This is a genomic window from Dactylosporangium sp. NPDC050688, assembly GCF_040654515.1.
Taxonomy (GTDB): Bacteria; Actinomycetota; Actinomycetes; order Mycobacteriales; family Micromonosporaceae; genus Dactylosporangium.
This window is the reverse complement of record NZ_JBFAIC010000087.1, coordinates 25,672-38,475: the sequence shown is the minus strand read 5'-3', so window position 1 is coordinate 38,475 and position 12,804 is coordinate 25,672. Positions and strand designations below refer to the sequence as shown.

Annotated in this window: 13 protein-coding genes and 1 pseudogene; 11 read left to right on the top strand and 3 right to left on the bottom strand. The window is 70.2% G+C overall.

What is annotated here, in order from left to right:
- Positions 1 to 502 precede the first annotated feature (502 nt).
- Entirely contained in the window at positions 503 to 886 is a 384-nt protein-coding gene (locus AB0H83_RS45930) for a hypothetical protein (protein ID WP_360108240.1), read from the top strand.
- An 89-nt stretch (positions 887 to 975) separates the two neighbouring features.
- On the opposite strand, the gene AB0H83_RS45925 is transcribed toward AB0H83_RS45930, so the two are convergent.
- Positions 976 to 1,197: a hypothetical protein gene (locus AB0H83_RS45925; protein ID WP_360108237.1), complete on the bottom strand. Its 222-nt coding sequence runs from the start codon at positions 1,195 to 1,197 to the stop codon at positions 976 to 978.
- Between the two features lie 73 nt (positions 1,198 to 1,270).
- A pseudogene (locus AB0H83_RS45920) lies at positions 1,271 to 1,852 on the bottom strand (LD-carboxypeptidase); the annotation flags it as partial.
- A gap of 393 nt (positions 1,853 to 2,245) precedes the next feature.
- On the opposite strand from AB0H83_RS45920, the gene AB0H83_RS45915 reads away from it, so the two are divergent.
- Positions 2,246 to 3,061 carry a hypothetical protein gene (locus AB0H83_RS45915; RefSeq protein WP_360108234.1) on the top strand — a complete coding sequence of 272 codons (816 nt, stop codon included), beginning with the start codon at positions 2,246 to 2,248 and terminating at the stop codon, positions 3,059 to 3,061.
- Between the two features lie 338 nt (positions 3,062 to 3,399).
- On the opposite strand, the gene AB0H83_RS45910 is transcribed toward AB0H83_RS45915, so the two are convergent.
- Entirely contained in the window at positions 3,400 to 4,497 is a 1,098-nt protein-coding gene (locus AB0H83_RS45910) for a hypothetical protein (RefSeq protein WP_360108231.1), read from the bottom strand.
- A 49-nt stretch (positions 4,498 to 4,546) separates the two neighbouring features.
- Between AB0H83_RS45910 and lexA the strand changes: the two genes are divergently transcribed.
- The 9 genes from lexA to AB0H83_RS45865 all read left to right on the top strand — a co-directional run bounded on the left by lexA (position 4,547) and on the right by AB0H83_RS45865 (position 12,783).
- Positions 4,547 to 5,221, top strand: a complete 675-nt coding sequence (lexA, locus tag AB0H83_RS45905) for a transcriptional repressor LexA (RefSeq protein WP_360108228.1) — start codon at positions 4,547 to 4,549, stop codon at positions 5,219 to 5,221.
- A 661-nt stretch (positions 5,222 to 5,882) separates the two neighbouring features.
- Positions 5,883 to 7,028 carry a DUF932 domain-containing protein gene (locus AB0H83_RS45900; protein ID WP_360108225.1) on the top strand — a complete coding sequence of 382 codons (1,146 nt, stop codon included), beginning with the start codon at positions 5,883 to 5,885 and terminating at the stop codon, positions 7,026 to 7,028.
- A gap of 287 nt (positions 7,029 to 7,315) precedes the next feature.
- Positions 7,316 to 7,633, top strand: coding sequence for a hypothetical protein (locus AB0H83_RS45895; RefSeq protein WP_360108222.1), 318 nt, complete (start codon positions 7,316 to 7,318; stop codon positions 7,631 to 7,633).
- A gap of 150 nt (positions 7,634 to 7,783) precedes the next feature.
- Entirely contained in the window at positions 7,784 to 8,389 is a 606-nt protein-coding gene (locus AB0H83_RS45890) for a hypothetical protein (RefSeq protein ID WP_360108219.1), read from the top strand.
- Positions 8,390 to 8,728: 339 nt separating this feature from the next.
- Positions 8,729 to 9,796: a DUF6205 family protein gene (locus tag AB0H83_RS45885; protein WP_360108216.1), complete on the top strand. Its 1,068-nt coding sequence runs from the start codon at positions 8,729 to 8,731 to the stop codon at positions 9,794 to 9,796.
- 228 nt (positions 9,797 to 10,024) lie between these two features.
- Entirely contained in the window at positions 10,025 to 10,531 is a 507-nt protein-coding gene (locus AB0H83_RS45880; protein ID WP_360108213.1) for a hypothetical protein, read from the top strand.
- A 113-nt stretch (positions 10,532 to 10,644) separates the two neighbouring features.
- Entirely contained in the window at positions 10,645 to 11,100 is a 456-nt protein-coding gene (locus tag AB0H83_RS45875) for a hypothetical protein (protein ID WP_360108210.1), read from the top strand.
- 175 nt (positions 11,101 to 11,275) lie between these two features.
- On the top strand, positions 11,276 to 12,190 hold the full coding sequence (locus AB0H83_RS45870) for a DNA-processing protein DprA (RefSeq protein WP_360108207.1): 915 nt from the start codon (positions 11,276 to 11,278) through the stop codon (positions 12,188 to 12,190).
- A 47-nt stretch (positions 12,191 to 12,237) separates the two neighbouring features.
- The gene (locus AB0H83_RS45865; RefSeq protein ID WP_360108205.1) at positions 12,238 to 12,783 is read left to right on the top strand and encodes a hypothetical protein; all 546 of its coding nucleotides are present in this window, start codon (positions 12,238 to 12,240) and stop codon (positions 12,781 to 12,783) included.
- The last annotated feature ends 21 nt before the right edge of the window (positions 12,784 to 12,804 follow it).

Below are 12,804 nucleotides of genomic sequence, written 5' to 3'. Positions count from 1 at the left end.
CTGCCGAGTACGAGGCACTACACACGATGACCCAGCCGGTCACCGTATCCCCGAAAACCAGCTAACCAACTCTCCATCAAACCCGGGGCTTGACATTCTTCGGAGTGCAGCACCAGCGTGATGAGGGCGGGGCCGTTCTACGCTGCAGCCGAACTGAGCCCGCACGACGCCTGTCGCCCCGCCCACTGCGCTGATTCGCCACGCATGGACTCGACCAGCGGAGCAGAGAAGAACAGCCTCCGGCAACCCACCGCGCCGCTGCGGCCAGTCGGCAAATTCGCAGCGGGCACCCAGCCTCCGCCATGCGGCTGTCGGAACGCGGCCGTCACGGCGGGCAGGTCGGTGTACGGCTGGTCCGTGGCGGGGCGGCAGATCGCCCGCCAGGGCAGCAGCACCGCGGATCCCGCCGCCCTGCTGAGCTATTCAGCACGATGCCGGGTTTTGCGTCGCCTTGCGTCGCTGGGGCAGGCTGGACGTGCCTGTTTTGCGCTACTTTGGCGTCATGGAACCGCAGGTCGAGAAGCTGTGGGGATGGCTGCAGATCGACATCCCGCGGAAGGCGGAGGGTGACCGGCTTCGGATCGTCATGGGCGGCGTCGGCCTGACCCGAGCCGAGGCTCGCGCCGGTGTACAGGGCCTGCTCGACGCCTGGCCATACCTCGCGAACGCAGCCGCAAAGTGGCGTGCCGAACGCACAACCGACGACTACTCCTACAACGAGGGCCTCTCCTTCGTAGCGATCTTTCCGTACGAACCACACCAGGATCCCCTCGACGGCGCCAACCAGTGGATTGCCTGGTTCCTCCGCGAACGCGCCTGGGCGTACGACCCGAACATCTACGCCGACCCGATCCGGGTCACCGAAGGCGTCGTCCAGCCAGAGTAGCTATCGCTTACCCCTCCGCACCGGCGAACGCAGCCACCGTCACGGGGCGGCCGGCGTCCCCGCGGCGGGGCCACGCTCACGGGACAGAGCTACTGCACGGCCGCGGTCACCGTGAGGGTGCCGGCGTCTGCGTCGAGCGTCGCCGGCGTGCCGACCGGCACCGCGACCGGATGGGCACCGTGCCCGATCGGCAGACCGCCGAGGATCGGCACGCCGAGCCGGCCGAGCCGGTCGCGGAGCACGTCGATCACCGTCCAGTCGCCCGCGTCGGTGATGGTGCCGCCGCAGCTGGTGTACTGCCCGACCGCCACCCCCCCGCACCCCGGCCAACCGCCCGGACTCCAGCAGCATCGTCAGCTGTCGGTCGATATGCCCGAGCCGCATGTCGACCGCCTCGAGCAGCAGGATCGCACCGTCCAGGCTCGGCAGCGCCCAACCCGCAGCCGTCGCCACCATGTCCTGATTGCCGCCCAGCAGGATCCCCGACGCCCGGCCGGTCGTCGTCAAGGCGCTCCTGGACTCGCCCGGCCGGGATGCCACCGTCACCGTACGGTCGGTGAACACGGCGTCGAGGAACGACGCCGCTGCATCGGCGCCGGCCCAGGACTGCTCGAACGGCGCGCCGTGCAGACCCGCGAGCCGGCACCGCTGCCACAGCGCCAGGTGCAGGATGGTCACCTCGGAGAACCCGACGAGCAGCTTCGGGTGCCGCGCTGCCGCGGCGAAGTCCAGGCCACCGGCGATCCGGTAGGCGCCTTTGCCGCCCGTGGTCGCGACGACCGCGGCGACATCCGGATCCCGGAGGGCGTCGTGAAGGTCGGCCAGCCGGTCCTCGTCCCGGCCCGCCAGGTACCCGTGCGAGTCGAAGACGTGCGCGCCGAGACTCGGACGCAGGCCGAGGCTCTCGAGAAACCGGACCGTGGCCTCGACCCCGTCACGGTCCGGTGTGCTCGCCGGCGACACCATCCGCACCTCATCGCCTGCCCGAAGTCGAGCCGGCCGCACCACCGCACCACCGTCATCCGCAGGCACAGACCATCAGTACCAGACACATCGACGCCGCCCACACCACGGCGGCCCGCTCCGCCGACGTCATTGGCGTGGTGGTGGGCCAGCACGTCCGTGTGAATGTGACGTGCCGCTGACGAGCACCGGCCAGGTTCGGCGCTACCGTCGTGGCATGCGGCTCGCGGAGGGCCGTTGAGCGTGTTCCTGGCGCCCGGATGCCAGCTATGCACGCCGAGGGTGTAGTGCACCCGCTCCGCGTACCTCGTCGATGTCGCAGCCTTTCCGCGTGACCTGATGCGTGGCCCGGGCCCATGCTGAGGAGCACGTATGCCTTCGTCCCGTCGCCGGACCATGGCCGACCTCCGGGCCTCCTACACGCGCGAGCCGGTCCAGGCGGCCCGAGCCGGTGTCGGTCGTGGTGATCTCGGACTGGACCAGTGCAGTGCCGCACAACGGCGCTTCCGCACGCTGCTGGCCCTGCACCTGTTCAACCGCGGGCTCGGCTTGGAACCGTTCGCCAGTTCCGGCGTGTCCGCGTTCCTGTCCTACACGGCCGCCATGTCGCCGCAGCACGACGTGCTGACGGTTGTCCTCGACAGCGCGGTCGAGAACGTTGTGGGCCGGCTGTTGTCAACGCCGGCGGTGCCTCACGGGGTGGCCGGCCTACGCGTTGTGGCGGGCCGGTACGCGCGGCTCTACCACCTGGTGCATGTACCGACCGGCGCCCGCATGGTGATCACCGATCGGTTCCCGTTCGCGTCCGCGGACGCCATGCTCACCGGCCGGACGCCGAGCATGATCGTGCGCGACCTCCCCGGTGTCGGGCTGCCGCTGTCAGCCGACGAGACACACGCGTGCAGCGTTGCTGACCAGGTACCTGCCGACATGCAGGTGCTGCTGAGCGCCATCGTGGCCCGCCTCGGCGCGGGCGATCCGCACGACCACTGGAACTGGTGGTACTGGGGCAGCCCGCACATGACACTCAGCGGCATCGCCAACTCGTGGCAGTTGACCTGGACGCGGACGCCACACGCGGATGAGCTGGTGACCGCGATGCTCGACACCAGATTCGGCCTGAGCGGACTCGACGTCAGCCGGGCGGCCGACGGCTCGGCCGCCCGGCTCCGTCTCGGCGAAGCAGAGTTGCACCTGCAATACGGCGGCTGAGCAGGCGAGCCGCCGCCGAGGCAGCCCTCGAAACGGCTGACCCAGCTGGCCGCCGCACCAGCCTCGGTGCGGTACCGGTAACCGCACCAGGTTGCGCCCTTGACGGTCGCGGTGAACGCGCCGGCGACGAAGCCGCAACCGACGTCCGTCCACGACGTTGTCGGACCGCCCTGGCCTGTGCGGCGAGCACTCGGCCAGACGCGCGGCCAGCACCGTCCCGAGGCGTGCGAGGCAGCCTCGCAGACAGCGGCCAGGGCAGACCTCACGCTGGGTGGTCGTTTCGAGCGGTGAGTGCGGTTGAGAGCGGCCGGGCATCGTTCCCGCGTCAGAGCTCGAGGTCATGCCGTCCGTGACCGCAGCTGCGCCCACACCGCGTCGTCGACCAGGTGATCCGCCCACGGATCCTGCTCAGGCACCCGGGCCGGGACCGGCCGCAGCACCGGCGGCACTTCGGCATCCGGCGTGTGCCGCACCTGCGGCCATCCGTCCGGCAAACCGAAGTCCGGCACGCTCCCAGGCTGGGGACCGGCAATCGCAGCCAGCGACGGCGGGGGCATCGGCACCCATACCGGCGCCGCCACCTGACCATGCCGGCGAGCCACCCGCAGTTGCACCTCATGCCGGCGCAGCCGCCCTCGGCCCGCCCCGAGGCCATGCACCCGATGCCCCACCGCCTCCAGGACCACGTCCGGTCCCGGCCACACCCGCGCCCCGGCCGCCGAGTCGACAACGACCAGCACACAGCCGGACTTGCGGGCACGCGCCTGCAACCGGCTCGCGACCCCAGCAGGCACTGCCCCGGGCGGATAGAGCACCAGCAGATCCACGCCCGCGATCAGCACCGCGGCGACGCCGGCCCAGTCGTCGCCGGGATCGGGGATCAACGCCACCCGGGCAAGATCAACTGCGAACTCGGGCGCCGCTGTAGCTCCAAAATGTTGGTTTCCCACGACGGCCACCCAGGCGCCCGCGCCGTGCGCCGCGCCGATCAGGCTCAACAGCAGCGAGCCCGAACCTGCCGCGGCCACCACGCTGCCGCGCCGCAGACCGCCGCCCAGCACGTGCTCCAGCTCGGCCGGGACGGGCAGGGCATGCCGCGGGTCCAGCGTCCCGGGCCGCGCCATCTCGGACCCACGCTCGACGAGCGTCAACGCCTCCGCCGTCACCGACCGATCCGCCGCGGTGCGGCGCACCTCGGACAGTACCGCCGCCACGTCACCCGGCTGGTCGATCCGCCCGCCGCCGGACCACACCTGCCGAAGCCTGGCCCGCCCGGCACCGCGCGCCGGGTCAGCCTCGTCGGCCACCGCAGGCATCGACACCAGATCCCCCTCGACAAGCCCAGACCGGTACGGCGGCGCACGCCCGGGGGAAGGCAAGGCATCATGGAGGCCGCTTCGTACGAATGTATCAAATGCCAGGTCCGAGGGCTGCATGTAGCGACGTTTGGTACATATGTGCGATTTCCTGGGGTAGTGTGCGGGCATGGATCCGGACGACGGAGGCGAGCAGGCCCCAGCCCAGCTCACCCTGCAGCAGCAGCGCGTCCTTGACGCGATCTGCGCCTCGATCCAGCGACGCGGATATCCGCCGACTGTCCGTGAGATCGCCGCGAATGTCAGGCTCAGCTCCCCATCGTCGGTGGCACACCACCTCAAGACGTTGGAGCAGCTCGGGATCATCCGACGTGACCCGCGCAACCCCAGAGCGATCGAGGTCCTTGCCTGCGGGCACGACGATGCGATCGGCCACGCCACGGAACACGCCATGGACCGCGGCGGTCGGTACGGCGTCACCGTGCCGGTGCTCGGCGCGATCGCGGCCGGCGCCCCGATCCTCGCCGTCGAGCAGGTCGAGGAGGAGCTGATCCTGCCAGCCGAGATCGCCGGCCACGGCCGGGTGTTCGGGCTGCGGATCCGAGGCGACTCGATGATCGAGGCACAGATCTGCGACGGCGACCTCGTCGTCATCCGCCAGCAGCCCACGGCCGACAACGGCGACATCATCGCCGCGATGATCGACGGCGAAGCCACCGTCAAGCAATTGCGGTCATACGGCGGGACGGTGGAACTGGTGCCACGGAACCCCGCCTACTCGGTGATCCCGGGCAACGACGCAGTCATCCTCGGCAAGGTCGTCAGCGTCCTGCGCCGGCTGTGACACCAGCCGAACTGAGCGGCTCGCCTGGGTTCGCAGCCGGCCCACCGGCCGCCCGCAACATCCTCGACAGCGACACCACCTGACCAGCCAGAGCCACTGCGACGTCACACGGCCGCCATCACCGATCCAGGTCTGAACGTCGCACACGCCACCGTTGCGTGCGGCGGGAACGGGCGATCCGGCCGACCCCCCGTACAGGCGCCGGCGACGCGACGCGAGCCGAGGCACAAACAGATCGCCTCGCCGGCGGGGCAGGCGCCAAGGAGGGCAGCCGAACGAACCTGGCACGCCGTCGTGGGTCGCTCGGGCACGGTGTCCTCCCCATACGCCTGCCGCAAGGGCTACCGCGCCGATGTCGGGGCTACGGCCGTCGCCGTCAAGATTCCCCGCCGGAAAGAACGCCCGGCGACGAATCTCGACAGCTCTGGCACTCCGCCCCGACATCGGCGCGGTAGATCAAGATCAGGCATACGGGGAGGACACCTCAAGGCCCGAGCTGTGCAGGGTAAACCCCGCCCCGTCACGGCCGTAAAGGATCTTGCAGGCCAGACCAGCAGTGCGCCGACAAGGGTAGACATAGAAGCCAAAACAAGGTATATTTATAGCTGTCAGGGGGGAAGGCAAGTCCTCCCGAAACCAGCCACCACCGAAAGGAACCACCGTGACCCACGCCATCACCGTCCCGCTCACCGCCCGCAACGCCACCCTTCCGGACCTCGCCGAGCTCCTGCAGCGGCAGCACGCGGCCAAGCACGACCTGGTCGCTAGCGTCGGGCGTATCCACGCGAAGGACGGCAACCTCATCATCGACGGCGCCGAGCCGGTCATCGACCTGGACGGGGTCAGCACCGTTCCCGGCCTCTACGTCCCCACGTCGGTATGCGACGGCGGGATCAGCGAGAAGCTCGGCATCCCGGGCGCCTACCTGCGCCGCATGCGCGCGGAGGCGACCGACCTGTACGACGCCAACGTGAACGGCTGGCTGAACAAGGCCGACCAGTCCACGAAGTACCTCGTGCGGACGTTCTCCGACCGTGACGGCGGCTCCGGCATCGCGCGGGCGTTCCTGTCGGACAGCTACAAGATCGTCGACAGCCTCGACGTGCTCCTCGCCGCCCTCGACGGCATCCGCCGGTCCGGGCTCGACGTGACGATCGACAGTTGCGACCTCACCGACCGGCGCATGATCGTGCGGGTCTACTCCGAGCAGGTCCGCAGCATCGCCCCGGCACTGCTGCGCAACTACCGCTCCCCGTTCACCGGCGCGACCGGCGCCGACAACCCGATCGTGTTCGCCGGGTTCGTCCTGAGCAACAGCGAGACCGGCGGTGGCCGGTTCAACCTCGTGCCGCAGATCAAGGTGCAGGTCTGCAACAACGGCATGACGATCACCAAGGACGCGCTGAGCAAGACCCACCTCGGCGCCAAGCTCGACGAGGGCATCATCCGCTGGAGCGACGGCACCCAGCAGAAGAACATCGAACTCATCACCTCGCAGGCCAGCGACTTCGCCAAGACGTTCCTCAGCCCCGAGTACGTCGCCGCGACGATCGCCGAGATCGAGAAGACCGCCGGGCGGCCGGTCGAGGACCCGGAGAAGACCGTCAAGGCGGTCAGCCAGCGGCTGCGGTTCACCGAGGACCAGCAGAAGAACATCTTCTCGCACTTCATCAAGGGTGCCGACCTCACCGCAGGTGGCGTCATGCACGCCGTGACCAGCGTCGCGCAGACCCTCGACGACGCCGACGACGCCTACGAGATGGAGAACGTCGGACTCAAGGCGATGGAGATCGCCGCCAGCCTCTGACGTCACCCGCACCGCGCAGCCGGGGCCGCCGCACGGCGGCCCCGGCCCGCACCGCCCGGTTCTCCGAACCAGCCAGGGCAGCGCACCTCGGTCGCGCGCCGAGCGCCTAGTCCGGATCGGCGTGCATCGAGCACACCGATCCGGGCTGCCGCCCGCGTGCCGCACGGCCGCCGCCACGCACCGCATTGACAACTCCACAGTGGACCGTTTGACACGGCATCAGGACCTCCCCAGCGCCAGCGGGCGCGAAGGGACGCATCCCAGCACCACCACCCAGGGAGGTCCAGATGTCCGTCACGTTCACCACCCACGAAGGCCCCGAAGTCAACCTCGCCAACGGCAACGCCGCCGACATCCTCGCCCTGCTCGGCCTCCCCGCCGAACCATACGGCGAGGCCACGGCAGAGGACTTCCTCGGCAGGGTCTTGATCGCCACGGCCATGCTCGACGCCAGCACCGCAGACGCCGACGGCCGACCCGAGATCATCGACGGCCGCTGGGTCCAGTTCGAGCGCCGCCCCGGCTACCTCGCCGAGAAACTGGCCCTGCTGCACGAGGTAGCCACCTGGGCCCACCAACACGGCACCGACGTCTGGTGGTCCTGACCGGCACGCCCCACAACCGCACAGCCGGTCAGGACGTGGGTGAACCACCACCAATCCCGGGCCGGGTCGCTCACCAACCGGCTGCCGCTGCTCGCGGCCACGCCGCCCCGAGCGCCCGGCCCGGAGCCGACACGACAAGGGGCCTCCACCATGAAACGCATCCTCATCGCCGAAGGCGACGGCCAAGCCGTCCACCGGCGCGCCACCCGACACACCGCCACCGCCGAAATCTTCACCCCGCCCACCAACCCGGCCCAGTCCATCCGCGACGGCGCCGGCATCCGGCTCACCGTCCAACCCGACGGCAACTGGCAGCTCACCACCATCGACGCCTACACACCCACCGACCCGAACCGCACCCGCGAACTCGCCATCACCCGCGGAGACCTCCGCCAGCCCAACACCACCCGGACCGTCGCCGACGTCCACCTCCCCGACACCCTCACCGCCAGCGACGCCTACGCCATCATCTGCACCCTCGCCGACCGGTTCCGCTGGTCCCACGCCATCTTCGACCGCGACGACCTCGGCAACGGCGACGACCTCACCGACGAACACTGGCAGCGCATCACCGCCACCCAGGCATGGCACAACCTCAGCGACCGCGTCCACACCCTCGTGCACCGCAGCGACCTGCTCGACGAGGTGATCGAGCAAGCCCGCATCCGGTGCACCGAATGCTGCACCCTGCTCAACCACACACCGGCCGACACCGAACCTGCCCGCTGCCCAACCCGCTGCGACATCGAGCCGTGACGCCGACCGGCCCCCGCGCTCCAACAACGCGCGACGCATAACCGTCACCCCGGCAGCAGGCGCCCGCCCGACCACCGCCGCGCGTCCGGCGAGCCATCCCGCAAAGATCGCCGACGTCCCGTGAGCGTCCGGCGCCGTCGCCAGCGACAGCCGCGAACAGCCCTGCGGACAACCTCACCGGCACCCAAGAGCATTGCCCCGTGGCTGGAAAGGGGCCGCTGACCAACTTGCCCGAGACCTGGTCAGCGGCCCGCCAACCGCACCACAACCACGCCAGGCCGACGGACCCCACCGGATCGGCCGCACAACCAGCCTCACGTCAACCGAAGGAGCACAACCATGGGCAACCCCACGTACCCCACCGGCAGCATCACCATCAACCCGCCGGTACCCGCCGCGCGCCTGGCCGACAGCGCATTCACCGCCAACGGCGCATCCCAGCACGACAAGGAAGTCTTCGTCAGCACCGACACGTCCGACCCCGACCTGTACGTCGAGATTCACCCCGTCTCCGAGGAAGGCACCAACGTTCCAGAGGAAATCAGCGACCACCTCGACGAACTGCTCGCGCTGATCGGCCCGGGCCACACCTACAGCGGCCAGATCGACTGCGAAGGCCCCAACGGCCCCCACGACCTGTGGCGCATCCACGTCGTCGACGGGGCCGCATTCGAAGAAGACGCCCACATCGTGTACCCGGCCGACCACCGCATCCCCGCCGGACCGGCCGTCACCTTCAACAGCACCGCCGCCCGCGCCTGGCTGACCGAAACCGTGCCAACGACGCCGAGCCGGAGACCGGTCGCGCGGGCCACGACGTTCGGTGTCGAACCCGACGAGACGTACGACCCGAGCAGCTACTACGACCGGCCCGGCGCCTGGCTGACAGCCCTCATCACCGCGCTGCACAACGACGCCGCAGCACCCAACGTCTGGCAAACCGCACCCACGGCCGACATCGACGTCATCGAGACCCACACCATGCAGGACGACCCCGACGGCGGCGCAGTCCTCGTGCTGTTCATCGCAGGAACCCGCCTCGCCACCCACCGCATCCAGGCAACCGACTTCGCCGCCTACACGACCGACCCCGCCGGCAACCCCGACAAGCTCCAGATCGACGCCGTGATCGAGACCCTCGCCACCGCAGCACGGCAGCTCAACACCATCCTCGACAACTACCGCACCGCCCAGCTCGCGGCCCAGTTGACCGCCCCGACCGGCCCCGGCACGTCAACCGCCGGACTCGCCGGCCAACTGTCCCCCGACGACATCGAGACCGCCCTGCACACCCTCGCCGAACTGGCGACCGGCGCCAACTGGAACGCGGACCTCAGCACAGCACAGCGCACCGTCGCCATCACCATCGCCCACCTACGACAGCAGCAGCGCGAACCCGCACACTGACACGGCCAACCCCGACGAGACCCTCGCCCCGGGCAGCAACACGCGGAACCCGCAGCAACCCAACCGCGCACCGCCGATAACCGGCGGACACCCGCCCGTACGCTGCGACCCGATCCCCGCACCGCACAAGCAACGCCAGGAACTAGCCACAACCGGCAAAACAAGGTATATTTATGAGGCAACGGGGGCGGCGGTCGCCGTCCCTGCCACCGGATCGAAGGTCTCATCGTGAGTGCTGAGCATGTTTCCACCACGCACGTCGACGCCATGCTCACCGGCGGACTTCAGCTCGGACACGACCCCATGGCCTGGTACTGGCCGCCGGTCGAGGCCGCCTCCGACCGCGGCAACTGGACCTCTGCCGAGCAGTTGCGGCAGGCCCGTGACCGCCGCCGCATCCTCACCCGCACCACCGCGGGCCGCATCGGGGCGGTCCTGCTCAACGAGAACGCCCGCAGCGTTGATCACCGCTACGACGCGGACGAGATCGAAGCGCCATACCTGTTCACCGAGCTGCCCGGCCGGGCGGACCCGGTCGTGATCCTCAAAGCGATCGCGTTCTACACCTATCACTCCAGCGAACACACGGGCTGGACCGGCAGCGAGGCCGAGACGTTCTGCACCGCCCTGCGCCACCGCGCCATCCAGGCCCTGCCCGGCTACGACACCGCCCCCTGGGGCATCGAAGACCACGCCGCGTTCCGCAGCCCCAGCCCCGATCCCGGCCCACGGTAGGACGACGGCCCCATCCGCTCGCCCGGCACCCGCCACGGCGAGCGGATGGACGGCCACCACAACCAGCCCCAGCCGACCACGCCACACACAACGACGCCACGATCGGAGCCGCCATGTCCTCGGACCGCTTCACCGCCAACGCCGCCCACTGGCTGAGCCATCCCCACCCCTACGGCAGCACCGACGAGTCCGGCACCGTCGCCGAGCACCACGGCGTCGACGAACACTGGCCGGGCCGCACCTTCGACGGCGCCATCGACAACGTCGTCGAACTCGTGACCGCCGCCATCGCCGACGGCGTGATCCCGATCCCGCTGGGCACTGACATCGACCTGACCCGGACCGTGGACAGCCGTTACGTCGCGACCGGCTTCCTGATCATCGCCGACACCGGCGCCGACGTCGATCGATGCATCGGCACCTTCGACGCCGACGACCTCACCGCCGGCGAGACCGGCGAGGCGGGCGCGCTCGCGGCCCTCAGCACTGCCGCCGAACGCATCCACGCCCTCATCAGCACGGCACACACAGCCACGCCGAGTCTCGGCGGCCCGCAGGCCCCCGCCTAAGCCAAGACCACAACCGGGCGACACCAGCCCGACCAACGACGGTCACGCAGCCAACCCTGCCAGGCAGACCATCCAGTCGTCCCGGGTGGACACAACAATCATAACAAGGTATATTTATGACGTTCGGGTGGTCTTTCGCTCTGACCGCTGCGCCGATCCGAAGGAGCCAGCCGCGATGGTCCAGCACTCGACACCCGAGTACGCCGACGAGCGCACCGCCCGTATCGCCCTGTCCGTCCTGGCCCCGTTGACGTCGCGGGACCTATCCGTCAGCGTCGCTGCACGCGGGGCAACGCAGATCCTGGCCGCCATGCTGAGCCGCCTCGACGCGGACACGGCCGCCGCGCTGTCCGGCCAGGTGCGGCGCGCCATCGACACGGCCGGACGCATCCAGGCCCGCGTCCTCATGCCCGGCGACGACGAATGGCCCGGCACCATCGCAGCGCTCAACACCGACGAGGCCGCAACGTTCGGCCGCACCGGCGCCCCGCTCTGCCTGTGGGTGCAGGGAGCCCAGCACCTCGCCAAGCAGCTCAGCCGGTCTATGACCGTCACGGGCACCGCAGCGGCAAGCGCTGACGGGCAGCACATCGCGGCCGGACTCGCAGAGGACCTCGCCGCAGCAGGCTGGACCGTCGCGGCGCGCAGCACGTCGGGCATCGACCGGGCCGCGCTGCTCGGCGCGGCCCGGCACACCGACGCCGCCTCCTGCGTCATGGTCGCGGCGTGCGGGCTGGACCTGGCGCACCAGCATCCCAACGACCCGACGATCGGCTGGATCAGCAGAAACGGCCTGCTCGTCAGCCCGTTCCCGCCAGGACATGCCGCAACGCTGTTCAGCCGCATGCACAGTCAGGGCGTGCTGGCCAGCACAACCGGCGCAACCCTGATCGTCGAGGCGCCCGTCGGCAGCCGCGCCGTCCGGGCCGCCCGGCTCGCCGCGGCGCTGGGCCGGCCGGCGATGGCCACCCCAGGCCCCGCCTCCGCCGCCACCTGGGCTGGCGGTCACGCCCTGATCCGAGACCACGGCGCCCACCTCGTCTCCAGCGCCACCGACGCCCAAACGGCGTACGCCACCACCCCTACCTGACGGGCACTACCACACACCAGGCCAGCCACCGGCGACCGGAGACCATCATGTCCCTCATCCCCTCGACCCTGCCCCATGGTGTGACCATCCCCCGAAGCCTCGCCGAACCCGACGCCCGCGCCATGCTCCACGTCCTCGCCAGCCACTACGGCTGGGCCCTGCTGGTGTACGGCCGAGAAGACGTCGAGCGCCAGCTCACCGCGAACGTCGGCGCCGGGCCGCACGGCCGGCGCCGCCGCCAGCTCACCGACGAGGAATGGCACCGCACCCGGACCACCAGCGCCTGGCTCAGCCTCGCCACCACGCCGCTCGACGCCGACGCCACCACCGCAGCGATCACCCGGGCGATCCGCCAGGCCGGGCTGGACTGCACCGAATGCGGCGCCGCCCTGACCGGCCCACCATCGGCGACCTGGGGCATGTGCCCGCCGTGCCTGTGCGGCACGGACCTGCACGTCCTGCGGACCCGGGCGTGCCCGGTCACCGGTGGCGAGCAGGACCACGACTGGACCCCGACCGCCTGCCGCGCCTGCGGCATCACCGTCGCAGACCAGGCCGCGAACCGCAGGCTCACCGCCGTCCGCGCCGCCTGAAAGCAACCCCCAGCCCAGTGC